The sequence below is a fragment of the Streptomyces sp. NPDC093071 genome, assembly GCF_044754545.1.
Taxonomy (GTDB): domain Bacteria; phylum Actinomycetota; class Actinomycetes; order Streptomycetales; family Streptomycetaceae; genus Streptomyces.
On record NZ_JBIVPH010000005.1, the window covers coordinates 252565 to 278895 of the forward strand.

General features: G+C 71.5%; 26 protein-coding genes and 1 tRNA gene. 14 read left to right on the forward strand and 13 right to left on the reverse strand.

All coding sequences use genetic code 11. The features are described from left to right. Window positions 1-73: 73 nt before the first annotated feature. Both ACIQD7_RS21935 and ACIQD7_RS21940 read left to right on the forward strand, forming a co-directional pair. Window positions 74-601, forward strand: coding sequence for a peptidylprolyl isomerase (locus ACIQD7_RS21935; RefSeq protein WP_121829114.1), 528 nt, complete (start codon window positions 74-76; stop codon window positions 599-601). Between the two features lie 21 nt (window positions 602-622). After that, window positions 623-1486, forward strand: a complete 864-nt coding sequence (locus tag ACIQD7_RS21940; RefSeq protein ID WP_121829113.1) for a rhomboid family intramembrane serine protease — start codon at window positions 623-625, stop codon at window positions 1484-1486. A 315-nt stretch (window positions 1487-1801) separates the two neighbouring features. On the opposite strand, the gene crgA is transcribed toward ACIQD7_RS21940, so the two are convergent. After that, window positions 1802-2056 carry a cell division protein CrgA gene (gene crgA, locus ACIQD7_RS21945; RefSeq protein WP_121829112.1) on the reverse strand — a complete coding sequence of 85 codons (255 nt, stop codon included), beginning with the start codon at window positions 2054-2056 and terminating at the stop codon, window positions 1802-1804. Between the two features lie 140 nt (window positions 2057-2196). On the opposite strand from crgA, the gene ACIQD7_RS21950 reads away from it, so the two are divergent. The 5 genes from ACIQD7_RS21950 (at window position 2197) to ACIQD7_RS21970 (ending at window position 6052) form a co-directional block, all read left to right on the forward strand. After that, on the forward strand, window positions 2197-2964 hold the full coding sequence (locus ACIQD7_RS21950) for a DUF881 domain-containing protein (protein ID WP_383405550.1): 768 nt from the start codon (window positions 2197-2199) through the stop codon (window positions 2962-2964). A gap of 149 nt (window positions 2965-3113) precedes the next feature. Next, window positions 3114-3275, forward strand: a complete 162-nt coding sequence (locus ACIQD7_RS21955; protein WP_107091943.1) for a hypothetical protein — start codon at window positions 3114-3116, stop codon at window positions 3273-3275. After that, window positions 3272-3910 carry an aminodeoxychorismate/anthranilate synthase component II gene (locus tag ACIQD7_RS21960; protein ID WP_402443570.1) on the forward strand — a complete coding sequence of 213 codons (639 nt, stop codon included), beginning with the start codon at window positions 3272-3274 and terminating at the stop codon, window positions 3908-3910. Before ACIQD7_RS21955 ends, ACIQD7_RS21960 begins: the two co-directional genes overlap by 4 nt. Continuing rightward, window positions 3907-5337: a class E sortase gene (locus ACIQD7_RS21965; RefSeq protein ID WP_402443572.1), complete on the forward strand. Its 1431-nt coding sequence runs from the start codon at window positions 3907-3909 to the stop codon at window positions 5335-5337. The genes ACIQD7_RS21960 and ACIQD7_RS21965 overlap by 4 nt, the downstream gene beginning before the upstream one ends. A 37-nt stretch (window positions 5338-5374) precedes the next feature. Further along, entirely contained in the window at window positions 5375-6052 is a 678-nt protein-coding gene (locus ACIQD7_RS21970) for a class E sortase (RefSeq protein WP_402443574.1), read from the forward strand. 85 nt (window positions 6053-6137) lie between these two features. Here the strand turns inward: ACIQD7_RS21970 and pknB are convergent, their stop codons facing one another. The 6 genes from pknB to ACIQD7_RS22000 all read right to left on the reverse strand — a co-directional run bounded on the left by pknB (window position 6138) and on the right by ACIQD7_RS22000 (window position 14311). Then, window positions 6138-8171 carry a Stk1 family PASTA domain-containing Ser/Thr kinase gene (gene pknB, locus ACIQD7_RS21975; protein WP_402443576.1) on the reverse strand — a complete coding sequence of 678 codons (2034 nt, stop codon included), beginning with the start codon at window positions 8169-8171 and terminating at the stop codon, window positions 6138-6140. 155 nt (window positions 8172-8326) lie between these two features. Beyond that, on the reverse strand, window positions 8327-9793 hold the full coding sequence (locus ACIQD7_RS21980; protein WP_121829107.1) for a penicillin-binding protein 2: 1467 nt from the start codon (window positions 9791-9793) through the stop codon (window positions 8327-8329). Next, complete coding sequence (locus ACIQD7_RS21985; protein ID WP_121829106.1) at window positions 9790-11229, reverse strand: FtsW/RodA/SpoVE family cell cycle protein; 1440 nt, start codon at window positions 11227-11229, stop codon at window positions 9790-9792. Before ACIQD7_RS21985 ends, ACIQD7_RS21980 begins: the two co-directional genes overlap by 4 nt. A gap of 27 nt (window positions 11230-11256) precedes the next feature. After that, on the reverse strand, window positions 11257-12747 hold the full coding sequence (locus ACIQD7_RS21990; protein ID WP_121829105.1) for a Stp1/IreP family PP2C-type Ser/Thr phosphatase: 1491 nt from the start codon (window positions 12745-12747) through the stop codon (window positions 11257-11259). Between the two features lie 189 nt (window positions 12748-12936). Further along, window positions 12937-13458: an FHA domain-containing protein gene (locus tag ACIQD7_RS21995; RefSeq protein ID WP_402443578.1), complete on the reverse strand. Its 522-nt coding sequence runs from the start codon at window positions 13456-13458 to the stop codon at window positions 12937-12939. 10 nt (window positions 13459-13468) lie between these two features. Further along, the gene (locus ACIQD7_RS22000) at window positions 13469-14311 is read right to left on the reverse strand and encodes a DUF3662 and FHA domain-containing protein (RefSeq protein ID WP_161372083.1); all 843 of its coding nucleotides are present in this window, start codon (window positions 14309-14311) and stop codon (window positions 13469-13471) included. A gap of 737 nt (window positions 14312-15048) precedes the next feature. Here ACIQD7_RS22000 and ACIQD7_RS22005 point away from each other — a divergent pair. The 3 genes from ACIQD7_RS22005 (at window position 15049) to ACIQD7_RS22015 (ending at window position 17829) form a co-directional block, all read left to right on the forward strand. Next, a tRNA-Leu gene (locus tag ACIQD7_RS22005) sits at window positions 15049-15135 on the forward strand. Window positions 15136-15354: 219 nt separating this feature from the next. Next, window positions 15355-17133 (forward strand): sensor histidine kinase, encoded by a 1779-nt coding sequence (locus ACIQD7_RS22010; protein ID WP_402443798.1) that lies wholly within the window; start codon window positions 15355-15357, stop codon window positions 17131-17133. A 36-nt stretch (window positions 17134-17169) separates the two neighbouring features. Beyond that, complete coding sequence (locus tag ACIQD7_RS22015; protein WP_402443581.1) at window positions 17170-17829, forward strand: response regulator; 660 nt, start codon at window positions 17170-17172, stop codon at window positions 17827-17829. A 45-nt stretch (window positions 17830-17874) separates the two neighbouring features. Here ACIQD7_RS22015 and ACIQD7_RS22020 read toward each other — a convergent pair whose 3' ends face one another. Continuing rightward, a complete protein-coding gene (locus ACIQD7_RS22020; protein ID WP_402443583.1) occupies window positions 17875-18342 on the reverse strand; it encodes a MarR family winged helix-turn-helix transcriptional regulator in 468 nt (155 codons plus the stop codon). A 101-nt stretch (window positions 18343-18443) separates the two neighbouring features. Here ACIQD7_RS22020 and ACIQD7_RS22025 point away from each other — a divergent pair, with 101 nt between their 5' ends. From ACIQD7_RS22025 to ACIQD7_RS22040, 4 genes are all read left to right on the forward strand, one after another. Then, complete coding sequence (locus tag ACIQD7_RS22025) at window positions 18444-19511, forward strand: hypothetical protein (protein WP_402443585.1); 1068 nt, start codon at window positions 18444-18446, stop codon at window positions 19509-19511. Between the two features lie 129 nt (window positions 19512-19640). Beyond that, window positions 19641-21101, forward strand: a complete 1461-nt coding sequence (locus tag ACIQD7_RS22030) for a DUF2252 domain-containing protein (protein WP_402443587.1) — start codon at window positions 19641-19643, stop codon at window positions 21099-21101. Window positions 21102-21305: 204 nt separating this feature from the next. Beyond that, window positions 21306-22142: a hypothetical protein gene (locus ACIQD7_RS22035; protein WP_402443800.1), complete on the forward strand. Its 837-nt coding sequence runs from the start codon at window positions 21306-21308 to the stop codon at window positions 22140-22142. A 79-nt stretch (window positions 22143-22221) separates the two neighbouring features. Beyond that, the gene (locus ACIQD7_RS22040; RefSeq protein ID WP_121830098.1) at window positions 22222-22566 is read left to right on the forward strand and encodes a rhodanese-like domain-containing protein; all 345 of its coding nucleotides are present in this window, start codon (window positions 22222-22224) and stop codon (window positions 22564-22566) included. Window positions 22567-22635: 69 nt separating this feature from the next. Here ACIQD7_RS22040 and ACIQD7_RS22045 read toward each other — a convergent pair whose 3' ends face one another. The 5 genes from ACIQD7_RS22045 to paaA are packed head-to-tail and all read right to left on the reverse strand — an operon-like array spanning window position 22636 to window position 26292. Continuing rightward, window positions 22636-23724 (reverse strand): 2Fe-2S iron-sulfur cluster-binding protein, encoded by a 1089-nt coding sequence (locus ACIQD7_RS22045; RefSeq protein ID WP_390755745.1) that lies wholly within the window; start codon window positions 23722-23724, stop codon window positions 22636-22638. Beyond that, window positions 23725-24222, reverse strand: a complete 498-nt coding sequence (paaD, locus tag ACIQD7_RS22050) for a 1,2-phenylacetyl-CoA epoxidase subunit PaaD (protein ID WP_351971073.1) — start codon at window positions 24220-24222, stop codon at window positions 23725-23727. Continuing rightward, complete coding sequence (gene paaC, locus ACIQD7_RS22055) at window positions 24216-24977, reverse strand: 1,2-phenylacetyl-CoA epoxidase subunit PaaC (protein WP_399756163.1); 762 nt, start codon at window positions 24975-24977, stop codon at window positions 24216-24218. The genes paaD and paaC overlap by 7 nt, the downstream gene beginning before the upstream one ends. Beyond that, complete coding sequence (gene paaB, locus ACIQD7_RS22060) at window positions 24974-25261, reverse strand: 1,2-phenylacetyl-CoA epoxidase subunit PaaB (protein WP_030206642.1); 288 nt, start codon at window positions 25259-25261, stop codon at window positions 24974-24976. The genes paaC and paaB overlap by 4 nt, the downstream gene beginning before the upstream one ends. Further along, window positions 25258-26292 (reverse strand): 1,2-phenylacetyl-CoA epoxidase subunit PaaA, encoded by a 1035-nt coding sequence (gene paaA / locus ACIQD7_RS22065; protein WP_121830102.1) that lies wholly within the window; start codon window positions 26290-26292, stop codon window positions 25258-25260. Before paaA ends, paaB begins: the two co-directional genes overlap by 4 nt. Between the last annotated feature and the right edge of the window lie 39 nt (window positions 26293-26331).

Here is a 26331-nt window from a genome sequence, read left to right on the forward strand (position 1 = left end):
CGGGGCATGGGAGGATCGTTCACTGCAGAGTCAGGCGTGACCTGACGCGACTCGATGTGGACGGAAGGCGACCGTGGCCGAGCAGCTGTACGCGATCCTCAAGACGAGCCTGGGTGACATCGAGGTGCGGCTGATGCCGTTCCACGCGCCGAAGACGGTCCGCAACTTCACCGACCTCGCGACGGGCGGGCGCGAGTGGACGCACCCCGCCACCGGCGCGGTCTCCACGGACCGGCTCTACGACGGGACGGTCTTCCACCGGGTCATCAAGGGCTTCATGATCCAGGGCGGCGACCCGCTGGGCGACGGCACCGGCGACCCCGGCTACTCCTTCCCCGACGAGTTCCACCCGGAGCTCTTCTTCGACCGCCCCTACCTCCTCGCCATGGCCAACGCCGGCCCCGGCACCAACGGCTCGCAGTTCTTCCTCACCGTCGCCCCCGCGACCTGGCTGAACCGCAAGCACACGATCTTCGGCGAGGTCGTGGACAAGGAGAGCCGGAAGGTCGTGGACACGATCGCGGAGACCGCGACCGATCCGCACACCGAGCGTCCGCTCCGGGACGTGGTCGTCGAGTCCGTGGTGATCGAGAAGCGCTGAGCCGGAAGGGACGGGACCCCCATGGACTCGCAGCCCGGTCTGCCGCGCTGTCACCGCCACCCGGAGACCGAGACCGGCATCCGCTGCGTCCGCTGCGACAGGCCCATCTGTCCGCAGTGCATGATCTCCGCCTCCGTCGGCTTCCAGTGCCCCGACTGCGTACGCGGCGGTTCGGGCACCGGGCACGCCCCCGACGCCAACCAGCCCCGTACGCTCGCGGGCGGCCGGATCGCCGCGGACGAACGTTTCGTCACCAAGATCCTCATCGCGATCAACCTGGCGCTCTTCATCGCCGTCCAGGTGGTGGGCGACCGGCTCGTCGACGACCTGGGGCTCATCGGGTACGCCTTCCTCCCGACCGGCGAGCTGGTCGGGGTCGCGGACGGCGAGTGGTACCGGCTGCTGACCTCCGCCTTCCTCCACCAGGAGATCCCGCACTTCCTCTTCAACATGCTGGGCCTGTGGGTGATCGGCGGGATCGTCGAACCCGAGCTGGGCCGGATCCGGTACACGGTCCTGGTCCTGCTCTCCGGCCTCTCCGGCTCGGCGCTCGCCTATCTGCTCTCCCCGCAGAACCAGTTCTCGCTCGGCGCCTCCGGGATCGTCTTCGGACTGATCGGCGCCTGGGTCGTGCTCGCCCGCCGCCGGCGGCACGACATGCGGCCGGTCGTCCTCTTCGTGGCGCTGTCCCTGCTGCTCACCTTCACCCGTCCGGGGATCTCCTGGGAGGCCCACATCGGCGGTCTGGTCGGCGGCGCCCTGGTGACGTACGCGCTGGTGCACGCGCCCCGAGCCCGCCGGGACCTGGTGCAGTACACAGCCTGTGGATTGGTCCTCCTGCTCGACCTGGGGATCGTGCTCTTCCGTTCAGCCGCGCTCGCCTGAGCACACAGGGCTGTGGATGAGCTTTCGGGCGAGCTTTCCCCAGAGTTATCCACAGTGTGTGGCGGGCTCTTCCCGCTCCGTGGAAAAAGAACGCGCCTCTCGCCTGTGACCTGGGGTTTTCCCAGGCAGGCGAGGAGCGCGTCAGGGCGTGCGGAGGGTGGGCGCGGTCGTACCGGCGTCAACACCGCCTGAGTTATCCACAGATCTTCGTAAGTTATCCAGTGCTGTGCACAACGCTGTGGATAAACTCAGGGGAGAGCTTGACGGGCACCCGATGCGGGCGCTAGGCCACCGTCGCGGGCGGCCGGGCCGCCGCTACTTCCACTGGGTGGAGACGCCGAAACCGGCCGCGATGAAGCCGAAGCCCACCACGATGTTCCAGTTCCTGATCGACTCGATCGGCATCGAGCCGTCGGTGACGTAGAAGACCACGATCCACACCAGACCGATGGCGAACAGCGCCAGCATCACCGGCGCCACCCAGCTGCTATTGGTCAGCTTGATGTTGGTCGCCTGCTTGGCGGGCGGAGGCGTGAAGTCGGCCTTCTTGCGGATCCGTGACTTCGGCACGAGGGACTCTCCTGTCGATGCGCTGCGTGACCGCGCAGGGAACTGTGGCTGGCGCCGGGATGTGACGAAGGAGGACGTCTGCGTCCCCCAGGCGTCCGTTAGCGTAGTGGTTCCGCGGCACCGAAGGGGATCAGGGTACGTTGAGCAATTCCGCCGGTACTCCCGAAGGGCCGGGCCGCACCGCGAGGTGGCGCCCCGTCCGGCTGCTCACCCTTGCCGTTTTCGCCCTCGCCGGACTGATCTTCGTCACGAGTTTCAACACCGCCAAGGGCACCAACCTCCGGACGGACGCCTCCCTCCTCAGGCTCTCCGATCTCATCGAGGAACGCAGCCACAAGAACGCCGGGCTCGACGAGTCCGCCGCCGCGCTCCGCTCCCAGGTGGACTCCCTCGCCGCCCGCGACGACGGCTCCACGCGCGCGGAGGACGAGAAGCTCGAAGCCCTGGAGGCGGCGGCCGGCACCACCGAGGTCTCCGGCTCCGGCCTCACCGTCACCCTCAACGACGCCCCGCCGAACGCCCGGGCCGCCCCCGGCTACCCCGAACCGCAGGCCAACGACCTGGTCATCCACCAGCAGGACCTCCAGGCCGTCGTCAACGCCCTCTGGCAGGGCGGCGCCGAGGGCATCCGGGTCATGGACCAGCGGCTCATCTCCACCAGCGCCGTGCGCTGCGTCGGCAACACCCTGATCCTCCAGGGCCGCGTCTACTCGCCGCCCTACAAGATCACCGCCGTGGGCGACCGGGACCGGCTGAGCAGGGCGCTGTCCGACTCCCCGGCGATCCGGAACTACCAGCTGTACGTCAAGGCGTACGGGCTCGGCTGGAAGGTCGACGAGCACCGGTCGGTGTCCCTCCCCGGCTACTCGGGCACGGTGGACCTCCACCACGCGAAGCCGGTGGACTGACCGGATCCCGCCCCCGGCCCCGTCCACGGGCTGTGGACAACGGTTCCGGACGGCCGCCCTCCGTCCACAGGCTTTGGACAGCTGACCCCTCCCGGGCCCCTCGCCCCGTACTCTGGTCCCCGTAACGAACGGAAGGGGCGGTCGACGTCATGTACGGCTGGATCTGGCGGCATCTGCCGGGCAACGCGTGGGTACGGGCGCTGATCTCGATCGTGCTGTCCCTCGCGATCGTCTACGTCCTCTTCCAGTACGTGTTCCCCTGGGCGGAGCCGCTGCTTCCGTTCAACGATGTGACGGTGGACGGCCAGTGACCGCGCGCATTCTCGTCGTCGACAACTACGACAGCTTCGTCTTCAACCTCGTCCAGTACCTCTACCAGCTCGGTGCCGAGTGCGAGGTCCTCCGCAACGACGAGGTCGAGCTGAGCCACGCCCAGGACGGCTTCGACGGCGTGCTCCTGTCGCCCGGCCCCGGCACGCCCGAGCAGGCCGGGATCTGCGTCGACATGGTCCGGCACTGCGCGGAGACCGGCGTGCCCGTCTTCGGCGTCTGCCTCGGGATGCAGTCGATGGCCGTGGCGTACGGCGGCGTCGTCGACCGCGCGCCCGAGCTGCTGCACGGCAAGACCTCGCTCGTCACGCACGGGGGCCGGGGCGTCTTCACCGGTCTGCCCTCGCCGTTCACCGCCACCCGCTACCACTCGCTGGCCGCCGAGCCGGCCGCCCTGCCCGCCGAGCTCGAAGTCACCGCGCGGACCGAGGACGGCATCATCATGGGCCTGCGGCACCGCGAACTCCCGGTCGAGGGCGTGCAGTTCCACCCCGAGTCCGTCCTCACCGAGCACGGCCACCTGATGCTCGCCAACTGGCTGGAGGAGTGCGGAGACGAGGGGGCGGTCGGCCGGTCGGCGGGGCTCGCGCCGGTGGTGGGCAAGGCCGTCGCGTGACGACGGGCTCGCCGTGGTTCCGGGAGTCGCACGAGCCGGGGCAGGAGCCGATACCGGGGGACGGGCAGGCGCCCGGGAACGGAAGCGGGTACGCGCCGGGATCCGGGTACGCGCCGGGGCCGGAGCCGTACGCGCCGACCGACCCGTACGCCGCGCCCGCCGACCCGTACGCCCCCGCTGACGCGTACGCGCCCACCGGCCCGTACGCACCCGTCGCGGATCCCTACGCGCCTGCCGCCGGTCCGTACGCGGCGCCCGCCGACCCGTACGCGGCCCCGGAGCCGTACGCGCCTGCGGAGACGTACGCCCCCACGGACCCGTACGCACCCGCCGATCCGTACGTGTCCGCCGATCCGTACGGGCAGGCCGATCCGTACGTACCGGAAAATTCCTACGCGCCCGCTGAGTCGTACCCGCACGAGCGGTCCTCCGGTCACGGCACCAGGCCTCCCGAGGGCCCCTACGAGCCCTCCTACGGGCCGTACGGAGCCGAGGAGACCCCGAATGGCCGACCGGACGAGACCGCGGCCCTGCCGGTCGTCGAGGACCCCTCAGGGCCTGCGGAGTCCGTCGGGTCTTCGGGGGCGGAGGCCGAGCAGAGCCCCGGCCCCGGGCGGGCCGAGCGCCGCCGTGCCGCCAAGGGCGGCGGCCGGGCGAAGGGCCGCCGGAGCGCCCCGCCCACCGCCGCGGCGAAACCGGCCGCCCCCCTCTCCCGGGTGGAGGCCCGGCGGGCCGCCCGCGACGCCAAGGACAGCGTCGGCGTCGTCGCCAGCCGGGTCGTCGGCGAGCTCTTCATCACCCTCGGCGTCGTCATGCTGCTCTTCGTCACCTACCAGCTGTGGTGGACGAACGTCCTCGCCGGCCAGGAGACGAACCAGGCCAAGGAGCGGATCGAGGACACCTGGGCCAAGGGCGGGGACAAGGACGAGCCGGACGTCTTCCAGCCCGGCGAGGGCTTCGCCATCATGTACATCCCCAAGCTGGACGTCGTCGTCCCCATCGCCGAGGGCATCGACAAGACCAAGGTCCTCGACAAGGGCATGGCCGGGCACTACGCCGAAGGCAGCCTCAAGACGGCCATGCCCTCCGACAAGCAGGGCAACTTCGCGGTGGCCGGCCACCGCAACACGCACGGCGAGCCCTTCCGGTACATCAACCGGCTGAAGCCCGGCGACCCGATCGTCGTCGAGACCCGGAACGCGTACTACACGTACGAGATGGCGAGCATCCTGCCGCAGACCTCGCCCTCCAACGTGTCCGTGATCGACCCGATCCCGAAGGGCTCTGGCTTCACCGAGCCCGGCCGGTACATCACGCTGACCACGTGCACGCCCGAATTCACCAGCACGTACCGCATGATCGTGTGGGGCAGGCTCCTGGAGGAACGCCCGCGCAGCAAGGGAAAGCCCGAAGCGCTCGTAGGCTGAGACCCCACACCTCCGGACGGGACGACGGGACGACCTAGTGGCACGAGCGCGCAACCGGATCGCCGGGACCATCAGCGTCTTCGGCGAACTCCTCATCACAGCCGGCCTGGTGCTCGGTCTCTTCGTCCTCTACTCGCTGTGGTGGACCAACGTCCTCGCCGACCGCGCCGCCGACCAGGACGGCGCCCAGGTCCGCGACCACTGGGCCGACGACGCCCCGGGCGCGCTCGACACCCGCGACGGCATCGGCTTCCTGCACGTGCCGGCGATGGGCGACGGCGAGGTCCTGGTGAAGCGGGGCACCGACCCCGACGTCCTCAACAACGGCGTGGCCGGCTACTACACCGACCCGATCAAGGCCGCGCTCCCGCAGGAGAAGCAGGGCAACTTCACCCTGGCCGCCCACCGGGACGGGCACGGGGCGAAGTTCCACAACATCCACAAATTGAAGACCGGGGACGCGATCGTCTTCGAGTCCAAGGACACCTGGTACGTCTACAAGGTCTACAAGACCCTGCCCGAGACCACGAAGTACAACGTGGACGTCCTCCAGCCCGTCCCGAAGGAGTCCGGCAAGAACGAGCCGGGCCGCTACATCACGCTGACCACCTGCACGCCCATGTACACCTCGGACTACCGGTACATCGTCTGGGGCGAACTGGAGCGCACGGAACGGGTCGACCGGGACCGGACGCCCCCGGCGGAGCTGCGCTGAGCCCCCGGGCCGCGACACAGACATACGGGAGAGCCCCGGCATCCGTCCTGGACGCCGGGGCTCTCCCGTACCGCGAGGCGGACGATCAGTCGAACCAGCCGCCGCCACCGTTGTTGTTGCCGCCGTTGTTGTCCCCGTTGTTGTTGTCACCGGGGTTGCTGGGGAGTCCGCCGCCCACGGTGAAGACGTCCACCGAGGAGCCCGTGTTGACCGGGGTGTTCGCGCCCGGGTTCGTGGCGACCACCATCGCGTCCTCCTTGTCCGAACCCTTCTGGACGACCGACAGGCCCATGCCTTCGAGCTGTGCCTTGACGTCCTTGAAGGGACGGTTCGCGAGGCCGTCGGGGATCGTGACCTGGGTCTGCTGCGGGCCCTTGGAGACCTTGAGCTTCACCTCGGTGCCTCCCGCGACCGCGGCGTTGCCCTCCGGCGTCTGCTCCAGGACCTCGCCCTTGGGCTTGTCGGAGTCCACTTCCTCGGTGACCACGACGAAGCCCAGCGCCTTCAGCTGCTGCTCGGCCTGAGCGAGCTGGTTGCCCACGACGGGGGGAACCGTGCTCAGCTTCTTCTTCGCGATGGTGATCGTCACCTCGGAGTTCTTCTCCGCCTTGGTGCCGCCGCCCGGGTTCTGGCGCAGGACCGAGCCCGGGTTCGCGTCGGACTCCTCCTCCTCGACCTTGACCTTGAAGCCCTTGTCCTCCAGGGACTTCGTGGCCCGCTCCTGGGACTGCTCCTGGACGTCCGGGACCTCCACGAGCGGCGCGCCCTCGGAGACGTACACCTTGATCGTGCTCTCGGGCGCCAGCTTCGCGACGTTGTCCGCGACCGGCTCCTGGCGGCAGATGGCGCCGGTGGGCTGCTCGCAGCGCTCGGTGCCCGCCTGCTGGACCTTCAGGTTCACGTTGGCGGCGTGCTTCGTCGCGACGTCCAGCTTCTCGCCGACCAGCTGCGGGACCGTGACCGGATCCGGGCCGTCCTTCTTTTCGAAGAGCGAGACGCCGATGAAGATCGCGCCGATGAGGACCAGGACGCCGGCCAGGGCCAGCAGGATCGTCGAGGTGTTCGACTTCTTCTGGCCGCCGCCGCGCCGGCGGTCCGGGCGGTCGTCGTAGCCGTAGCCGCCGTCGTTCGGGTTGATCGGGGGCAGCATGGCGGTCTGGCCGCCCGGGTCGGCCTGGCGCAGGGCCGTGGTCGGCTGGTCCTCCGGCGGGTAGCCGCCGTAGCCCCCGCCGTACGCGGGCGCCGCCGCCATGCCCATCGCGGCGGCGGCCGCGACCGGCTGCCCGTCAAGACAGGCCTCGATGTCCGCGCGCATCTCGTCGGCCGACTGGTAGCGGTAGTCGGGGTCCTTGACCAGCGCCTTCAGGACGATGGCGTCCATCTCGGGCGTGATCTCGGAGTCGAAGTTGCTCGGCGGCTGCGGCTCCTCGCGGACGTGCTGGTACGCGACCGCGACCGGGGAGTCGCCGATGAAGGGGGGACGGACGGTGAGCAGCTCGTACAGCAGGCAGCCGGTGGAGTACAGGTCGGAGCGGGCGTCGACCTGCTCGCCCTTGGCCTGCTCCGGGGAGAGGTACTGGGCCGTGCCGATCACCGCGGCGGTCTGCGTCATGGTCATGCCCGCGTCGCCCATGGCGCGCGCGATGCCGAAGTCCATGACCTTGACCTGGCCGGTGCGCGTCAGCATGACGTTCGCCGGCTTGATGTCGCGGTGCACGATGCCGGCGCGGTGCGAGTACTCCAGCGCCTGGAGGATGCCGACCGTCATCTCCAGGGTGCGCTCGGGGAGCAGCCTGCGCCCGGAGTGAAGAAGCTCACGCAGGGTGGAGCCGTCGACGTACTCCATCACGATGTACGGGATGGAGACCCCGTCGACGTAGTCCTCGCCGGTGTCGTAGACCGCGACGATCGCGGGGTGGTTCAGCGAGGCGGCGGACTGTGCCTCACGGCGGAACCGGGCCTGGAAGGACGGGTCACGGGCCAGGTCGGCCCGCAGCGTCTTCACGGCGACGGTGCGGCCGAGCCGGGTGTCCTGGGCGATGTACACCTCGGCCATGCCACCACGGCCGAGCACCGAGCCCAGCTCGTACCGGCCGCCGAGGCGACGCGGCTCTTCCATAGCTAATCCAGCCCTCTCCGTCTGTCCCGACCGCACCCATGGGTGGTCCGGCGGTGTGTGCTGTTCGCGCATACGCTACCGGCCCCGGGCAGGCGTTCCGCCCGGGGCCGGTAGCTGATACCTGACCGGTACCTGGCCCGTGCCGTGCCGTGGGATCATCCCCGGCTCTTCAGGACCGCCTTCATCACGGACTTCGCGATCGGGGCGGCCAGGCCGCCGCCGCTGATGTCCTCGCGGTTCGTGCCCGCCGAGTCCTCCACGATGACGGCGACCGCGACCGGGGAGCCCTCGGCGGTCTTCGCGTACGAGATGAACCAGGCGTAGGGGCGCTTGGCGTTCTTCGCGCCGTGCTGGGCCGTACCCGTCTTGCCGCCGACCTTCACGCCGTCCATCTTCAGGTCGGCGTTGCCGCCGGTGCCCTTGGTGACGACGTTCTCCATCATCTGCTGGAGCTTCTGGGCGGTCTCCTGCGAGACCGGGCGGCTCAGCTCCTCGGGCTCGTTCTTCTTGACCAGGTCGACGTTCGGCGCGCGCAGCTCGTCGATCATGTACGGCTTCATCAGCTTGCCGTCGTTGGCGATCGCCGCCGTGACCATCGCCATCTGGAGCGGGGTGGTCGCGGTGTTGAACTGGCCGATGGAGGAGAGCGCGTTGCCGCCCCGGTCGGACTTCTTGTCGTAGACGGAGGCGGAGGAGCGGACCGGGGTGAACTGCTCGGCGTTGAAACCGAACTTCTCGGCCATCTCGACCATCTTGTCGCGGCCGACGTCGTCACCGAGCTTCGCGAAGACCGAGTTGCAGGAGATCTCCAGCGCCCGGTTCAGGCTGGCGTTCGCGCAGCCGCTGGCGTGGTTGACCATCTCCTTGGAGGAGAGGGGGATCTTCCAGCCCTCGGGGGTGTCGGTCGGCGCGTTGATGTCGTTGACCTTGCCGTTCTCCAGCGCGGCGGCGGCGGTGACGACCTTGAAGACGGAGCCGGGGGGGTAGATCTCGCGGAGCGCCCGGTTCAGCTTCGGCTTGTTCTTGTCCTTCTCCAGCGCGACCCAGGCCTTCTCGTCCTTGCCGGAGTAGCCGGCGAAGGAGGAGGGGTCGTACGAGGGGGTGGAGGCCATCGCCAGGATCTTGCCGGTCTTGGGCTCGATGGCGACGACGGCACCGGTGTTCTTGCCGAGGCCCTCGAAGGCCGCCTTCTGCGCGGCGCCGCTCAGGGTGGTGATGACGTCACCGCCCTTCTTCTGCTCGCCGGTGAACATGGCGAGGGTGCGGTCGAAGAAGAGCCGGTCGTCGTTGCCGGTGAGGATGCCGTCCTCGAGCTTCTCGATCTGGGTGGCGTCGTACGCCTGCGAGGCGAAACCGGTGACCGGGGCCCACATGGGGCCGTCGACGTAGGTGCGCTTGTACTTGTAGTACTCGTCCTTGGAGTCGACGGAGCCGGTGATCGGCTTGCCGTCGACGATGATGTTGCCGCGCTCGTTGGCGTACCGCTCGATGCGGACACGGGTGTTCTTCGCGTGCGTGGTCAGCTCGTCGGAACGGACGAACTGCACCCAGTTGTCCCGCAGGAGCAGGGCGAGGATGAGCAGGCCGCAGAAGATCGCGACCCGCCGCAGCGGCTTGTTCACGGACGGACCACCTGGGTCATCTCGGCGTCGGGGGACGGGGCGGGCGCGGGCGCGGGACGGCGCGCGGTGTCGCTGATCCGGATCAGGATGCCGATCAGTGCCCAGTTGGCGATCACGGAGGAACCGCCGTACGCGAGGAACGGCATGGTCATGCCGGTGAGCGGGATGAGCCCCAGGACACCGCCCGCGACGACGAAGATCTGGAGCGCGAAGGCGCCGGAGAGGCCCATCGCGAGCAGCTTGCCGAACGGGTCGCGCGCGGCGAGGGAGGTGCGGATTCCGCGCTCGACGATCAGCCCGTAGAGGAGCAGGAAGACCATCACACCGGTGAGGCCGAGCTCCTCGCCGACGGTGGCGAAGATGAAGTCGGAGTTGGCCGCGAAGCCGATGAGGTCGGAGTTGCCCTGGCCGAGGCCGGTGCCGAGGATGCCGCCGGAGCCGAAGGACATCAGCACCTGGGTCATCTGGTCACAGGCGTTGAGCATGTTCGGATCGGTGGCCGTTTCCAGGCACCCGAAGGGATCGAGCCAGGCCGCCACACGGGACTGGACGTGGCTGGCGAAGGAGCTGACGGCGACCGCGCCGCCCGCCGCCATCAGCAGACCCATGACGATCCAGCTGGTCCGCTCGGTCGCCACGTACAGCATGATCACGAACATGCCGAAGAACAGCAGCGAGGTGCCGAGGTCGTTCTCGAAGACCAGGATGAGGAGGCTGACCGCCCAGATCGTCAGGATCGGGCCGAGGTCGCGGCCTCGCGGCAGGTAGAGCCCCATGAAGCGGCGGCTGGCCAGGGCCAGGGCGTCCCGCTTCACCATCAGGTAGCCGGAGAAGAACACCGCGAGGACCAGCTTGGCGAACTCGCCCGGCTGGATCGAGAAGCCGCCGACCCGGATCCAGATCTTGGCGCCGAAGCTGTCCGTACCGAGGCCGGGGACGAGCGGCAGCAGCAGGAGGACGAGGGCGACCACCATGGAGATGTACGTGTAGCGCTGGAGGACCCGGTGGTCCTTGAGCAGCAGCAGCACGCCCACGAACATGGCGATGCCGATCGCCGAGTACATCATCTGACTGGGGGCGTCCGGGCTGAAGCTGCCGTACCGCCGCATCGAGGTCGCGATCAGCCGCGGCGACTGGTCGAGCCGCCAGATCAGCACCAGGCCCATGCCGTTGAGCAGGGTCGCCAGCGGCAGGAGCAGCGGGTCGGAGTACGGGGCCCACTTCCGGACCACCAGGTGTGCGACGCCCGCGAGGAGGGCGAGGCCGAGTCCGTACCCGAGCATTCCGGCCGGCACCTTGCCGTCGATGGCCAGGCCGACGTTGAGGTACGCGAACACCGGGATGACGACGGCGAACGCGAGCAGCGCCAGCTCGGTGTTACGACGGCTCGGCGCCTCGATCGCGCCGATGGTGGTCGTGTTGGTGACAACGCTCATGGTGGTGAAAGGCCCCCCTACGGGTGCTTACTGCTTGCCGCAGTTCGAGGCCAGCTTCTGCTCCTCCCCGGTGAGGGTGGGACCCGGGGACGGAGCGGCTGTGGTGGGCTTGGAGTCGGGGGTGGCGGTGCCGTCGGGCTTCTGGGCCGGCGGCTTGCTCGCCTGGTCGGCGGCCTTCTCGGCGGCGGCGCGGCGCTGCTCGGTCTTCTTGCAGGCGGAGGCCTGCACGGCCAGCTCGGAGATCTTCGTCTCGGCCTTGCCGAGGCTGCCGCCCGCGATCGTGTCCTCGACCTGCTTCCGCTGGTAGGCGGGGAGGTACTTGAGTTCGATCTCGGGGTGGTCCTTCTCGACCTTCGACAGCGAGACCCACGCCAGGTCCTGGCTGATCCCCTGGTAGAGCGCCACGTGCTGGTCCTTGGAGCCCACGAAGTACTGGGTCTGCGTCCAGCGCCAGCCGCCGTAGAGGCCGCCGCCGACGAGGGCGAGGACCAGGACGAGGAAGAAGGAGCGCTTGAGCCACTTGCGGCCCTTGCGCGGCTTGACGAAGTCGTCCTCGGTGTACGACTCGAAGGAGCCCTCCGGGGGCATCCCGTCGTAGCCCTGGCCGTCGCCGCTGCCGGGCGGGCCGAAGCCGCCGGCCGGGGGCTGCCGGTGCGAGGAGTGGCGGCCGAGCCCGGAGGCGCGGCCGGCCGGGGTCTGCATGGCCCCGCCGTCGTTCAGCTGGGCCTGGTTCTCGGCGACCGCGCCCACGACGACCGGGGTGTCGTTGAGGTGGCCGGCGAGGGTGTCGCCGCCGTCGACGTCGAGGACGTCGGCGACGATCACCGTGATGTTGTCGGGGCCGCCGCCGCGCAGCGCGAGCTGGATCAGCTCCTGCACGGTCTCCTGCGGGCCCTGGTAGCTGGCGAGGGTGTCCTCGAGGGTCTGGTGCGAGACCACGCCGGACAGGCCGTCGGAGCAGATCAGGTAGCGGTCGCCGGCCCGGACCTCGCGGATGGAGAGGTCGGGCTCGACGTGGTCGCCGCTGCCGAGCGCGCGCATGAGGAGCGAGCGCTGCGGGTGGGTGGTGGCCTCTTCCTCGGTGATCCGGCCCTCGTCGACGAGCCGCTGGACCCAGGTGTGGTCCTGGGTGATCTGGGTCAGGACGCCGTCGCGGAGCAGGTAGGCGCGCGAGTCGCCGACGTGCACCAGGCCGAGCCGCTGGCCGGTCCACAGGAGGGCGGTGAGCGTGGTGCCCATGCCCTCCAGCTGCGGGTCCTCCTCGACCATCATCCGCAGCTGGTCGTTGGCGCGCTGCACCGCCGTACCCAGCGAGGTGAGGATGTCGGAGCCGGGGACGTCGTCGTCGAGCGTGACGAGGGTCGAGATCACCTCGGAGGAGGCGACCTCGCCGGCGGCCTGGCCGCCCATGCCGTCGGCGATGGCGAGCAGCCGGGGACCGGCGTAGCCGGAGTCCTCGTTGCCCTCGCGGATCATGCCCTTGTGCGAGCCCGCGGCGAAGCGCAGCGACAGAGTCATGCGCACCTGCCCTGTCGACGCTGCATCGGGGTACAGCCGGTCTCGACCCACACTGCCCACCCTCCGGTCGCTCCGGTCACTTCAGTCGCTCCGGACGCTTCAGCCGCTCCGGCCGGGAGCACGGAACACCCCGGGGCGGGGACCGCCCCGGCTCGCTCGCTCCGCTCGCGCCTCTTCATGATGTCGCCACTACTTCCGCAGCTCGATGACGGTCTTGCCGATGCGGATCGGCGCGCCCAGCGGAATCGGCGTCGCGGTGGTGAGACGGGCCCGGTCGAGGTACGTGCCGTTGGTGGACCCGAGGTCCTCGACGATCCACTGGCCGTCCCGGTCGGGGTAGATCCGGGCGTGCCTGCTGGACGCGTAGTCGTCGTCGAGGACGATCGTCGAGTCGTGCGCCCGGCCCAGCGTGATCGTCTGGCCCTGGAGGGCGACGGTCGTGCCGGTGAGGGTGCCCTCGGACACGACGAGCTTGGTCGGGGCGCCGCGGCGCTGGCGACCGCCCGTGTTCTGCTGCTGGCCGCGCTGCTGCGGGGGCGCGGAGGCCTGGCGCGTGGCCTGCTGGGGCCGCGCCTCCTGGCGCCGCGAACCGCGCTGGGTGACCCGCGTGCCGAACAGGTCACTGCGGATGACCTGGACGGCCACGATGACGAACAGCCACAGAACGGCCAGGAAACCCAACCGCATGACCGTCAGGGTCAGCTCTGACATTGCCCCCGCTTCACCCTTCGGCTTGCCGGTAAACGATGGTGGTGCTGCCCACGACGATCCGCGAGCCGTCGCGGAGCGTAGCGCGGGTGGTGTGCTGCCCGTCCACCACGATGCCGTTGGTGGATCCGAGATCCTGGATCGTCGAGGGCGTTCCGGTCCGGATCTCGCAGTGCCGGCGGGAGACGCCGGGATCGTCGATCCTCACGTCCGCGTCGGTGCTGCGGCCGAGGACCAGGGTCGGGCGCGAGATCTGGTGGCGGGTGCCGTTGATCTCGATCCAGCGGCGCACCTGGGTGCCCGCTCCGCCGTGGGTGGCGGGGCCGGGCATGGCGCCGGGGCGGCCCGCGGCGGCCTGCGGCCGGTGGCCGGGCGCGCCGGGGGGCGGGGAGGCGGGCATGGGCGGGGCGCCGGCCGGGGGGTACCCGTAGCCGTCGCGGCCCTGCTGCTGTCCGCCCGCGGGCGGCTGCGACTGTGACGTACTCGACGCCAGCGTGCGGCTGCGGACGCGGTACAGACCGGTGTCGAGGTCCTCGGCCTTCTCCAGGTGGACCTTGATCGGTCCCATGAAGGTGTACCGCTGCTGCTTGGCGTAGTCCCTGACCAGGCCGGCGAGCTCGTCGCCGAGCTGGCCCGAGTAGGGGCTGAGGCGCTCGTAGTCCGGTGTGCTCAGCTCGACGATGAAGTCGTTGGGCACGACGGTCCGCTCGCGGTTCCAGATCTGCGCGTTGTTGTCGCACTCGCGCTGGAGCGCGCCGGCGATCTCGACCGGCTGGACCTCGGACTTGAAGACCTTGGCGAAGGTGCCGTTGACCAGACCTTCGAGACGCTGCTCGAAACGCTTCAGGACTCCCATGGGGCACCTCCTCCGTCGTTGTCGTCCTGGTACTGCTTACTGATCGTATCCACGCGTCGGGAAATCGGCTGGTTCCCCTTCTCTGCCCTGTGGACGAGTGTCACCTCTCACAGGTTGCCCCCACGGATCGTAGAGGCGGCCTGTGGACAGTGTCCCGCACCCGGCTGTGGAAGTTGGGGGCGCGGTCCGAGGTGCGGGCGGTCCGTCCGCGTTCCTCCCGCTGTTCCCCGTTCCGCGCTTCCGTCCGGCCGCTCCCTGTCCGGCTCTCCGTCCGCCCCTGTCGGTCCCTGGTGTCCGGCTCTCCGCCCGCTCCTGTCGGTCCCTGGTGTCCGGCCTTCCGCCCGCTCCTGTCCGTCCCTGGTGTTCGCTCTCTGTCCGTCCTCTGTCCGCGATCCGTCCGGGATCCGTCCGCGCTCTCCGGCCTCCTGCTCGTCCGGCTTCCCTCCGCTCGGCTTCCCTTCGCCCGGCTCCCGCGCCGGATCGGCCTCCCCGGCCGGCCCGGCGCCCGCCCGGTCGGCTTCTTCTGCCCCGGAGGCCCTCTTTCTCCCCGGCTTCGGGCTCCCCTTCGCTTCGCCCTACCCCCGTCCGCCCTCCTGTCACTCCCTCACCCTGGTCACCTTGGTCTCCGCGAGCGGAGTCGAAACAACGGATGTGAATCCACGGTCTGCGACGTGCTAATCTTCTGATGTCGCCAGGCGCTCCCACCGAAAAGTGAGAGGGCCCGGAGCACACCCAATGCGCGGGTGGCGGAATAGGCAGACGCGCTGGATTCAGGTTCCAGTGCCCGAAAGGGCGTGGGGGTTCAACTCCCCCCTCGCGCACCAGGAGCATCGCTCCAGATGTACGGACGAGAAGGCCGACACCATGAAGATGGTGTCGGCCTTCTCTCTTTTCCCACCCGGTTTCCCGACCTGTTTCCCGTCCCGGGGACCGACGTCCTCGTGTGAGGTACTCCACAGGGCACGACCTTCGTCATGGGCGGGTGAGACGAAAGAGGGAAGGCCGACGGCGGGGCGCCTGCCTAGGGTGCGGGCGTGGACGCTATGTCGAAGTCGGGGGACCGGGGTTCGTACGGGATCGGGGCCGCGCTCGCCGCCGCGTGGGCCTGGTTCGCGGTGCCCGGGCAGTGGTCGGGGCGCAGGACCACCGGTGAGGTGGCGCTCGCCGCGGTCGTGGCGCTGCTCGGCGCCGGGACCGAGGAGCTGATGGGCGGCGAGGGATGGCGGCTCGCGGGGGTCGCCGCCGGCGCCGCCGTGCTGTCGCTGCTGCGCCGGAGGCTCCCCGCGAGCGTGCTCGTCCTGACGGCGGCGCTCGCACCCTTCGCCGCCGGGTTCGGGCCGCTGCTGATCGTGGTCGGCTGGTCGGCCGGCCGGTACATCGCGAGCGCCGGGCGGGCGCTGACCGCGTTCATCGCCGCCTTCGTCCTCGACGTCGGGGGGACGCTCGTGGACACCTGGGACCGGCAGCGGCTCTTCACCGTCGCCTTCATGGCGACCCTGTACTACCTGGGGACCACCCTGGCGCCCGCGCTCGCCCACCGCTACTGGACCCAGCGGCGGACCCTGCTGCACGCGCTCCAGGAGCGCAACGCCCAACTGCTGCGCGAGCGGACCATGGTGGTCTGGCAGGCGCGGCTGCGGGAGCGGCAGCGCATCGCCCAGGACATGCACGACAGCCTCGGACACCAACTCGCCCTGATCGCCGTGCACACGGGGGCCCTGGAGGTGGACCGGGAGCTGAGCGAGCGGCAGCGCGAAGTGGTCGGCGTCCTGCGGAACGCCTCGGTGACCGCGATGCACGAGCTGCGGGAGGTCGTCGGGATACTCCGCGACGGGGTCGGCGCGGCGGACGGGCCCGCTGTGGCGCCCGCGCCCGCGGGGGACGAGACGGGGCGGGCGGCCCGGGGGATCGCCGGCATCGAGGGGCTCGTGGCGGCGGCCCGGGCGGCCGGCACCGAGGTCGGGCTCCGGCGGGCGGGCGAGGAGCGGCCGCTCGCGCCCGCGGCCGACCACGCCGCGTACAGGATCGTGCAGGAGGCCCTCACCAACGCCTACAAGTACGCGCCGGGAGCGCCGATCGGCGTCGAACTGCGCTACGAGCCGGACGCCTTCGTGGTGGAGGTCGTCAACGAGGCGCCGGCGGACGGGCCCGCCGAGGACATGGTGAGCGGCGGGCAGGGACTGACCGGCCTCGCCGAGCGGGCCCGGCTGGTGGGAGGCATGTGCCACGCGGGCCCGGCCGACGGCGGCGGATTCCGGGTGGCCGGGATGCTGCCGTACGGGGCGGCGCCGGTCGCGGAGGCGGCGCCTTTGGTCGATGCGGCCGACGACTTCCGGCAGCAGACCACGAAGCCGCTGGTGGGCGATGGTCGTCCGGTCGTGGTCGGACCGGCCGACTGGACGTTCACCGAGCGGGAGCTGGCGATGGCGGTGCGTGGGGGCAGGGGTACGGGCACGGGCAGGGGGGTCGCGCTGGGGTGCGGGATCGCGTTCGCGGCGCTCGTCCTGCTTCTGGTGGCGGGGGGCTTCGGCCTCTACTTCCTGGTGGGTTCGCTGGAGAAGGGGATGATCGAGCCCTCGGAGTACGAGGCGGTAAAGGTCGGGGCGGCCGAGCAGGAGGTCCGCGCCCAGCTGCCCTCGGGCGACTCGATAGCCACGGTGGGCCTCCAGGGGTCGGGGCCCGCGCGGCCGGAAGGGTCCGAGTGCCTGGTGCTGCTGTCCTCGGAGACGAGCGACAGCTGGGACGAGGAGCCCGTTTTCCGGTTCTGCTTCAAGGACGGCAAGCTGATCGAGAAGAAGTCGTACATGGCCGAGCAGCGGTAGCGCGGCCGCTCGTACCGGAGCCGTGGGGGAGAAGCTGTGGCAGGGCAGCCCATCAGGGTCGTGGTCGCCGACGACGAGCCGCTGATCAGGGCGGGGATCCGGATGATCCTCATCTCGGATCCGGACATCCAGGTCGTCGGGGAGGCGGCCGACGGGCGGGCGGCGGTCGAGGCGGCGCGGGCGCACGCCGCCGACGTGGTGCTGCTCGACATCCAGATGCCGGTCCTCGACGGGCTCTCGGCGCTGCCGGAGCTGCGGCGGGCGGCGCCTGCGGCCCGGGTCATCATCCTGACGACCTTCGGCGAGCGGGAGAACGTCCTGCGGGCCCTGGAGCACGGGGGCGCCGGGTTCCTGCTGAAGGACACGGCGCCCGCGGAGCTGATCGGGGCGGTGCGGGCGGCCGCGGCGGGGGACGCGTACCTGTCGCCCGCGGCGACCCGGCACGTGGTGGAGCGGCTCGCCAGGGGCCGGGAGGCGGCCCGCGCGGAAGAGGCCCGGGGGCGGGTGGCGGCGCTCAGCGAGAAGGAGCGCGAGGTCCTGGCGCTGCTCGGGGAGGGGCTCTCCAACGCGGACGCCGGGAAGCGGCTGCACATGAGCGAGGGCACGGTGAAGACGTACGTCAGCCGGATCCTGGCCAAGCTGGACTGCGAGAACCGCGTCCAGGCGGCGCTGCTCGCGCGGGACGCGGGGTTGTAGGGGCTGGTCCGGGACTGCCGTGGGGTTGTAGGAGCCGCCGGAGGCTCAGGGCCCGGGGCGGTTCGGGAGGCCGGTCGTGCCGGCGTCGTTGTAGCGCAGGAGGTACGCGGCGAAGCGGGCGAGGTCCTCGGCCGACCAGTCCTTGAGGCGCTCCTGGTAGGCGGTCCGGCGGTTGGTCCGGGCCGAGTCGAGGACCTTCGTGCCCGCCTCCGTGGCGTGCAGGACCTGCACGCGGTGGTCGTCGGGGGCCGGCCGGCGCTCCACGAAGCCGAGTTTCTCCAGGCCGGCGAGCTGGCGGCTGACCGTCGACTTGTCCAGCAGGTAGTGGGCCGCGAGGTCGGTGGCGCGGCAGCCGTGGCTCTCCTCGATGTGGGCGAGGAGCGTGTACGAGACGAGCGGGAGCTCGGGATGGACCCGGGCCGCCGCGGCGCGGGCCCGGCGGGCGAAGGCCGTCAGCTCGCGCTGGATGACGTCCAGGGACGCCTCGCGGGGTGGTTCCGCGCCGCCGTTCATGGGGGCTCCCTCGTCGTGGTGCGGGCTCGTGCGGACGCTGTTCGCCCCTCACGGCCTTTCGGTTGTATAGTACAACGGTTCTTTAGTTGTAAAAGCCAACCATGGAGGTCTCGGTGTCCGCAGGACCGAACACCAGGGGAGCGTTGAAGCACGTCCTCGGGCATCTGCTCACCCCCCTGCTGATGTGCGTCGGCATGGGACTCGCCTACCTCGGCGCCTTCCACGCGCCCGCACCCCACGACCTGCGCGTCGACGTCGTCGGCTCGGCACCCGCGCACCAGGTCCTCGCCCAGTCGCTCCAGGACGAAGGGGCGGGCGCCCTCGACGTCCGGACCGTCGCCGACCGGGAGGCGGCCGTCACCGCGCTGCGCGGGCAGCACAGCTTCGGCGCGTACGTACCGGGCGAGAAGCCCGAACTCCTCGTCGCCTCGGGCTCCTCCGACACCAGCGCCATGGCGGTCGAGAAGGTGTTCACCAAGGTCGCCGCCGCACAGGGCGCCCCGCTGAAGGTCACCGACGTCGCCCCCACCGCCTCCGGCGACCCCACCGGCCAGGGCGTCTTCTTCCTCCTGGTCGCCCTCAGCATCGGCGCGTACGCCTCGGTCGCCGTCATCGGCGGCGCCGGAGCCGTCCTGCCCCTGCGGATCAGGGTCCTCCTCGCCGCCGGGATGTCGTTCGTCGTCAGCCTGATCGGCACCCTCTTCGCCGGACCGGTCTTCCACCTGGTCGACCACGGACTCGGCGGGGTGTGGGCGATGTCCTGGCTGTACGCGGCGGGCATCCTGCTGGTCGGCGTCGGGCTGCACACCTTCCTGCGCCGCTGGACCACGCTCGGCGTGATGGTCCTCTTCGTCATGCTCAACTTCACCAGCTCCGGCGGCATCTACCGGCCCGAGCTCCAGCCCGGCTTCTTCGGCGCCCTGCACGCCTTCTGGAACGGCGCGGGCTTCGTCGAGGGCGTGCGCGCCCACGTGTACTTCGACGGCCACGCCCTCGGCGGGAACGTCCTCGTCCTCGCCCTCTGGCTCCTCGCCGGAGCCGCTCTCGTCGCCGTCGCGGGCCGCGCGGAGGCACGGCGCGCGAAGGCGGCCGCCGGGCCCTCCGAGGCGCGGACCGTGGAGAGGAAGGCCGAGGCCGAGGAGGAGATGGAGGAGGCCGTCGCGGTCTGATTCCCGCCCCGGGCCCGGCGGCGGGGAGTTGTCCACAGGTGCTTGTCCACAGGGGGAGACGGCCGATCGGCGGCGGAGGTACCGTCAGGGCCGAACGAGGACGAACATCGCATCGGGGGAGGGCGTCCCATGGACGTGATCACGGCTGTCGTGCCGGAGCGGCGGGGCACGGACGGAGCGCCGCGCGCGGAGCGCGTCCCGCACGTGCCGGGGTTCGCGCGCCGGGCGGACGCGGGGGCCGGCGCCTCCCCCAAGGAGCGGGGCAAGGAACTGCGCCGACGGGTCCCCCGTTCCTCGCACGACCGGCAGGACCCCGTCGCCGACCGCCCGGACGCCGTCCGCGCCGTCGAGGAGTCGAACTTCGGCCGGGTCCCCGAGCTGACGCCGATGCGGGTCGGCAGGATGGCGGCGAGCCCGTTCGCCTTCCTGCGCGGCTCCGCCGGACTGATGGCCCAGGACCTCGTCGGGACCCCTGTCACCGGGATCGCCGCGCAGATATGCGGCGACGCGCACGCCGCCAACTTCGGCCTCTACGGGGACGCCCGCGGCCGGCTCGTCATGGACCTCAACGACTTCGACGAGACCGTCGTCGGCCCCTGGGAGTGGGACCTCAAGCGGCTCGCCACCTCCCTGGTCCTCGCCGGGCGGGAGGTCGGCGCGAGCGAGGAGGTCTGCCGGGCCGCCGCCTTCGACGCCGTCGGCGCCTACCGGCGCACCATGCGCCTGCTCGCCCGCCTCCCCGCCGCCGACGCCTGGAACGCGATCGCCGACGAGGAGCTCGTCTCCCACGCCGACGCCCACGACCTCCTCGGCATCCTGGAGAAGGTCTCCGCCAAGGCCCGCAACAACACCAGCGCCCGGTTCGCCGCCCGGTCGACCGAGGCCGTGGCGGACGCCGAGGGCGGCGGCCGCAGGTTCGTCGACGCTCCCCCGGTGCTGCGCGGGGTCCCGGACGCCGAGGCGGCCCTGGTCGCCTCCTCCCTCGGCGCCTACCTGGAGACCCTGTCCGAGGACCGGCTGCCGCTCCTCGCCCGGTACGCCGTCCACGACGTGGCCTTCCGGGTGGTCGGCACCGGCAGCGTCGGCACCCGCTCCTACGTCGTGCTGCTCCTCGACCACCGGGGCGAGCCGCTGGTGCTCCAGGTCAAGGAGGCCCGGCCCTCGGTCCTGCTCCCCCACCTCCCGCCCGCCGGGTTCGGGGTGGAGGACGCGGGCCACGAGGGGAGGCGCGTGGTGCTCGGGCAGAAGCGGATGCAGGTCGTCAGCGACATCCTGCTCGGCTGGACCACGGTCGACGGGCGCCCGTTCCAGGTGCGCCAGTTCCGCAACCGCAAGGGCAGCGTCGACCCCGCCGCGCTCACCGCCGACCAGGTCGACGACTACGGGCGGATGACCGGGGCCCTGCTCGCCCGCGCCCACGCCCACAGCGCCGACCCGCGCCTGATATCCGGTTACTGCGGCAAGAGCGAGGAGCTGGACGAGGCCGTGGCCTCTTTCGCCGTCGCGTACGCGGACCGCACCACGGCCGACCACGCCGACCTGCTCTCCGCCGTCCGCTCCGGACGCGTGGCGGCCGAACTCGGCGTCTGAACCCCTCCGTGGGGGCGGGCTCCTCCGCGAGGGCGGGCGGTCCCGGCCCCTTACGCTGGGAGGGTGACGAGCCGGAGCGAGGACAGCGACGTGGACCAGGGCCGGGATCAGGAGCGGGACGGCACCGAGAACGCGGTCGGCGGTGCGGCCGAGGGCGTGACCGGTGACGCGGACGGCGGCGTGGCCGACGGTGCGACCGGTGGCGTGACCGGTGGTGCGGACGGCGGCGTTGCCGGTGGGCAGCCCGGGGCGGACGCCGGGGGTGACGAGCGGCCCGAGGCGCGGCTGGAGCGTGCCGTGCGGGTGGCCGAGCAGGCGCTGATCGAGTTCGAGATCGCCGTCGAGACCTTCCGGGTCGAGGTGGAGAACTTCTCCCGGCTGCACCACCAGAAGCTCGGCCCGATGTACGCGCGGCTCGACGAGCTGGAGGCGCTGATCGCCGAGGCCCGGGCGGCGCGCACCGGCGATCCCGAGGACCTGCGGCGGGCCCAGGAGGCCCGGGCGGCGGTCATGCCGATGCCCGGGGTGGAGGAGCTGTTCCACGACTGGATCGACACCGACGGACTCTCCCCCGAGGCGGCGGCCATGCTCACCGAGCGGCCGGTGCAGCCGCCGAAGCGGGTCCGGCCCGGCGAGGAGGCCCGCAGGCTCTACCGCGAGCTGGCCCGCAAGGCCCACCCCGACCTGGCCCGGGAGGAGGGCGAGCGGAAGCGGCGCGAGGAGTTCATCACCCGGGTCAACGCCGCCTACGCCCGGGGCGACGAGGGACTGCTGCGCGAGCTGTCCGCCGAGTGGGAGGCCGGTCCGGCACCGGCCGAGGAGCGGCTCAGCGAGAGCGAGGAGCTGTACGCGCGCCTGGAGTGGCTCGCGGAGCGCAAGGACATGCTGTCGGCGGTGGCGCGCGAGCTGGAGGAGAGCGCGATCGGCGCGATGCTGCGGATGGCGCCGGACGACCCCGACCGGCTGCTCGAAGAGATCGCGGAGCAGCTGCTCGCGCAGGTCTCCGAGCGGGAGAACGAGCTGTCCGGCCTGGTGCAGTAGGTTTTTCCGTGCGCCCGAGACCCCGCTTCGGGCGGTTCCGGCGAGAGTCGGGCGGTTTCGACGAGAGAAGGCCAATCCCATGAATTTCTCCCCGCTGCCCTCGGTGGACGCGGCTGCCGTGCCGGCCGATGCCCTGGTGCTGGACGTCAGGGAGGAAGACGAGTGGGCCGCGGGCCACGTCGAGGGCGCGGTGCACGTGCCGATGAGCGACTTCGTGGCCCGCTTCGGCGAGGTCACGGAGTCCCTGGCCGAGCACGGCCGCGCCTATGTGATGTGCCGGGTGGGCGGCCGGTCGGCGCAGGTCACCCAGTACCTGGTCCAGCAGGGCTTCGACGCGGTGAACGTCGACGGCGGAATGCTCGCCTGGGACGGAGCAGGGCGCCCGATGGTGACGGAGAACGGCGCTCAGGCGTTCGTGCTCTGAACCCTTCCCGGGAGCCTCGGTCCCGGCCCCCGCGCCGTTCTCCGTGAAAGCCGGACCCGACCGGCCCCGTCAGCGGTCGAAGTCCAGCTCCACGTCGGCGGTGGTGGGACGGGACTGGCAGGCCAGGACGTAACCGGCCTCCGTCTCGTCCGGCTCCAGGGCGAAGTTGCGGTCCATCCGCACCTCGCCGCCGACCACGAAGGCGCGGCAGGTGCCGCACACCCCGCCCTTGCAGGCGTACGGGGCGTCCGCGCGGGCGCGGAGCACGGTGTCCAGGAGCGTCTCGCCCCGCTCCACCGGCCAGGTGCCGGACCGGCCGTGCAGGGTCGCGGTCAGGGTGGCGTGCGCGGGGGCGTCGGCCGCCGGGGCCGCCGAGGGCGCGGAGCCGTCGTCAACGTGGAAGATCTCCTGGTGGATCCGGCCCCGGTCGACGCCCAGGTCGCGCAGCGCCCGCTCGGCGCCCTGCACGAGCCCGAACGGCCCGCACAGGAACCAGCCCTCGACCTCGCCGACCGGCAGCAGCGCGGGAAGCAGCCCGGCGAGCCGCTCGCGGTCGAGCCGGCCGGACGGCAGGCCCGCCTGCTGCTCCTCCCGGGAGAGCACGGTGACCAGCTGGAAGCGGCCGGGGTAGCGGTCCTTGAGGTCGGCCACCTCGTCCAGGAACATCGTGGACGCGGCGGTGCGGTCGCTCCGGACCAGGCAGAACCGGGCCTCCGGCTCGCGAGCGAGCAGGGTGGCCGCCATCGAGAGCACCGGGGTGATGCCGCTGCCGCCGACGACGGCCGCGAAGTATCCGGGGCGCGGGGCGAGCGTGAAGCGGCCCATCGGCTCCATGACCTCGACGAGGTCGCCGACGGCCAGCTCCTTGAGGGCGTACGTCGAGAACGCGCCGCCGTCCACGAGCCGGATGCCGACGCGCAGGACGGGGGGCTCGCCGGCCGGGGCGGCGGGGGCGCAGATCGAGTACGTGCGCCGCACCTCCCCGCCCCGCTCGTCGGTGCGCCGCAGCGCGAGGTGCTGGCCGGGCAGGTGCCGGTACGTCTCGTGGAGCTCGGGCGGGACCGCGAAGGTGACGGCCACGGAGTCGTCCGTGAGCCGCTCGACCTCGCTGACCGCGAGCGGATGGAACCCGGCCCGTCCCGCGCCTGAGGACACCATCTACAGCTCCTTGAAGTGGTCGAACGGTTCGCGGCAGGCGGTGCAGCGGCGTAGGGCCTTGCACGCGGTGGAGGAGAAGCGGCTCAGGAGCTCGGTGTCGGTGGAACCGCAGTGCGGGCAGCGGATCGCCAGCGTCAGCGGCACCGGGCCGCCGGCCGGGCCCTGCGGGCGCGGCGGGGCGATGCCGAACTCGGTGAGCTTGCGCCGCCCCTCCTCGCTGATGTCGTCGGTGGACCAGGCGGGGGTGAGGACCGTGACGACGGAGACCTCCGGGACCCCGTGGTCGTGGAGGGCGCGCTCGATGTCCGAGGACATGGCCTCGATCGCGGGGCAGCCCGTGTACGTCGGGGTGAGGGTGACCTCGACCCGGCCGGGGCCGGTGACGTGGACGCCCCGCATGACGCCCAGCTCCTCCAGGGTGAGGACGGGCAGCTCGGGGTCGGGGACGGAGCCGGCGACCCGGCTCAGCTCCTCCTCCAGGGCCGTCATGGTCACCACGACGCCCCCGGGTGGCTGCGGTGCAGGTGCTGCATCTCGGCCAGCATCCGCCCGAAGGACTCGGTGTGCAGGCCCTGGCGGCCCGCGCCCGCGCTCCAGGCGCCGGTGCGCGGCCCGGAGGGCACGGTGAGCGTGGCCCTGCCGAGGACGTCCGTCACCGACTCCAGCCAGGCGCTCTCCAGGGCCGCGTGGTCCACGTCGAGTCCCTCGACCGGCCGGAACAGTTCGCCGGTGTACCGCCACAGGGCCTCGCAGGCCCGGCTCATCCGCGCGTGGCTCTCGGGGGTGCCGTCGCCGAGGCGCAGCGTCCAGTGCTCGGCGTGGTCCCGGTGGTAGGCGACCTCCTTGACGGCCTTCGCCGCGAGGCCCGCGAAGGGCCCGTCGCCGGAGGCCAGCCGCGCGTACAGGAGGTGCTGGTAGGTGGAGAAGTACAGCTGCCGGGCGATGGTGTGGGCGAAGTCGCCGTTCGGCTGCTCGACGAGCTGGACGTTCCGGAAGGAGCGCTCCTCCCGGAGGTAGGCCAGTTCGTCCTCGTCGCCGACGAGGGAGAGCAGGACGCGGGCCTGGCCGAGCAGGTCCAGCGCGATGTTGGCCAGGGCGACCTCCTCCTCCAGCACGGGGGCGGAGCCGGCCCACTCCCCCAGGCGGTGGGAGAGGACGAGGGCGTCGTCGCCGAGGGCGAGGGCCGCGCCCACGGGCACGGCGGCACCGGTCTCGCGGGTGGCGGGGCCTTCTCGGGTGTCCGGGGTGCTCACAGGTGCTTCACCCCTTCCGGGATCTCGTAGAACGTCGGGTGGCGGTAGGGCTTGTCCGCCGCCGGGTCGAAGAAGGGGTCCTTCTCGTCGGGCGAGGAGGCGGTGATCGCCGCGGAGGGCACGACCCAGATCGAGACGCCCTCGCTCCTGCGGGTGTACAGGTCGCGGGCGTTGCGCAGGGCCATCTCCGCGTCGGGCGCGTGGAGACTGCCCGCGTGGGTGTGGGACAGTCCGCGGCGCGAGCGCACGAACACCTCCCACAGCGGCCAACCGTCGCTCGTCATGCCTGTGCCTTCCCGTTGTTCCCGCCGGTGTGCTTGTCCGCGTAGGCCGCCGCCGCTTCCCTGACCCAGGCGCCGTCCTCGTGGGCCTGGCGCCGCCTGCTCAGCCGCTGGTCGTTGCAGGGGCCGTTCCCCTTGAGGACGTCCCAGAACTCGGTCCAGTCGATCGGCCCGAAGTCATAGTGCCCGCGCTCCTCGTTCCACCGGAGGTCCGGGTCGGGGAGGGTGAGGCCGAGCGCGTCGGCCTGCGGCGCGGCGATGTCGACGAAGCGCTGCCGCAGCTCGTCGTTGGAGTGGCGCTTGATCTTCCAGGCCATCGCCTGGGCCGTGTGGGTCGACTCGTCGTCCGGCGGGCCGAACATCATCAGCGAGGGCCACCACCAGCGGTCCACCGCGTCCTGCGCCATGGCGTGCTGGGCCTCGGTGCCGTTCGACAGGGCGAGCAGCGCCTCGTACCCCTGGCGCTGGTGGAAGGACTCCTCCTTGCAGACCCGGACCATCGCGCGGGCGTACGGGCCGTAGGAGCAGCGGCAGAGGGGGACCTGGTTGGTGATCGCGGCGCCGTCGACCAGCCAGCCGATCGCGCCGACGTCGGCCCAGGTCAGCGTGGGGTAGTTGAAGATTGAGGAGTACTTCTGGCGGCCGGAGTGGAGCTTGTCGAGCAGCTCGTCGCGGCTGGTGCCGAGGGTCTCCGCCGCGCTGTACAGGTAGAGGCCGTGGCCGGCCTCGTCCTGCACCTTGGCCATCAGGATCGCCTTGCGGCGCAGCGAGGGCGCGCGGGTGATCCAGTTCGCCTCGGGCTGCATCCCGATGATCTCGGAGTGGGCGTGCTGCGCGATCTGCCGGACGAGCGAGGCGCGGTAGGCCTCGGGCATCCAGTCGCGCGGCTCGATGCGCTCGTCGGCGGCGACGGCGGCGTCGAAGACGGCCTCGTGGGCGGCCGCCTCCACCGCGGCCGCGTCCGCCGCGCCGGTCGTGCCCGCGCCGCCCGCCGTGCCCGCGGTCCCTGCCGTTCCTGCCGTCACTGCGGTCATCAGATCCCCTACCGACCGATCGTTCGGTTCATTGGCTTC

Excerpts from the sequence above, each read along its gene's own strand:
- ACIQD7_RS22020 (WP_402443583.1), bottom strand. The coding sequence starts at position 18,342 with ATGAACGGCGGCGCGGAACCACCCCGCGAGGCGTCCCTGGACGTCATC.
- ACIQD7_RS21940 (WP_121829113.1), top strand. The coding sequence starts at position 623 with ATGGACTCGCAGCCCGGTCTGCCGCGCTGTCACCGCCACCCGGAGACC.
- ACIQD7_RS21990 (WP_121829105.1), bottom strand. The coding sequence starts at position 12,747 with ATGACTCTGTCGCTGCGCTTCGCCGCGGGCTCGCACAAGGGCATGATC.
- ACIQD7_RS21955 (WP_107091943.1), top strand. The coding sequence starts at position 3,114 with ATGTACGGCTGGATCTGGCGGCATCTGCCGGGCAACGCGTGGGTACGG.
- paaA (WP_121830102.1), bottom strand. The coding sequence starts at position 26,292 with ATGACCGCAGTGACGGCAGGAACGGCAGGGACCGCGGGCACGGCGGGC.
- paaB (WP_030206642.1), bottom strand. The coding sequence starts at position 25,261 with ATGACGAGCGACGGTTGGCCGCTGTGGGAGGTGTTCGTGCGCTCGCGC.
- ACIQD7_RS22030 (WP_402443587.1), top strand. The coding sequence starts at position 19,641 with ATGGACGTGATCACGGCTGTCGTGCCGGAGCGGCGGGGCACGGACGGA.
- ACIQD7_RS22025 (WP_402443585.1), top strand. The coding sequence starts at position 18,444 with ATGGAGGTCTCGGTGTCCGCAGGACCGAACACCAGGGGAGCGTTGAAG.
- ACIQD7_RS22010 (WP_402443798.1), top strand. The coding sequence starts at position 15,355 with ATGTCGAAGTCGGGGGACCGGGGTTCGTACGGGATCGGGGCCGCGCTC.
- ACIQD7_RS22045 (WP_390755745.1), bottom strand. The coding sequence starts at position 23,724 with ATGGTGTCCTCAGGCGCGGGACGGGCCGGGTTCCATCCGCTCGCGGTC.
- pknB (WP_402443576.1), bottom strand. The coding sequence starts at position 8,171 with ATGGAAGAGCCGCGTCGCCTCGGCGGCCGGTACGAGCTGGGCTCGGTG.
- ACIQD7_RS22040 (WP_121830098.1), top strand. The coding sequence starts at position 22,222 with ATGAATTTCTCCCCGCTGCCCTCGGTGGACGCGGCTGCCGTGCCGGCC.
- ACIQD7_RS22000 (WP_161372083.1), bottom strand. The coding sequence starts at position 14,311 with ATGGGAGTCCTGAAGCGTTTCGAGCAGCGTCTCGAAGGTCTGGTCAAC.
- ACIQD7_RS21995 (WP_402443578.1), bottom strand. The coding sequence starts at position 13,458 with ATGTCAGAGCTGACCCTGACGGTCATGCGGTTGGGTTTCCTGGCCGTT.
- ACIQD7_RS21985 (WP_121829106.1), bottom strand. The coding sequence starts at position 11,229 with ATGAGCGTTGTCACCAACACGACCACCATCGGCGCGATCGAGGCGCCG.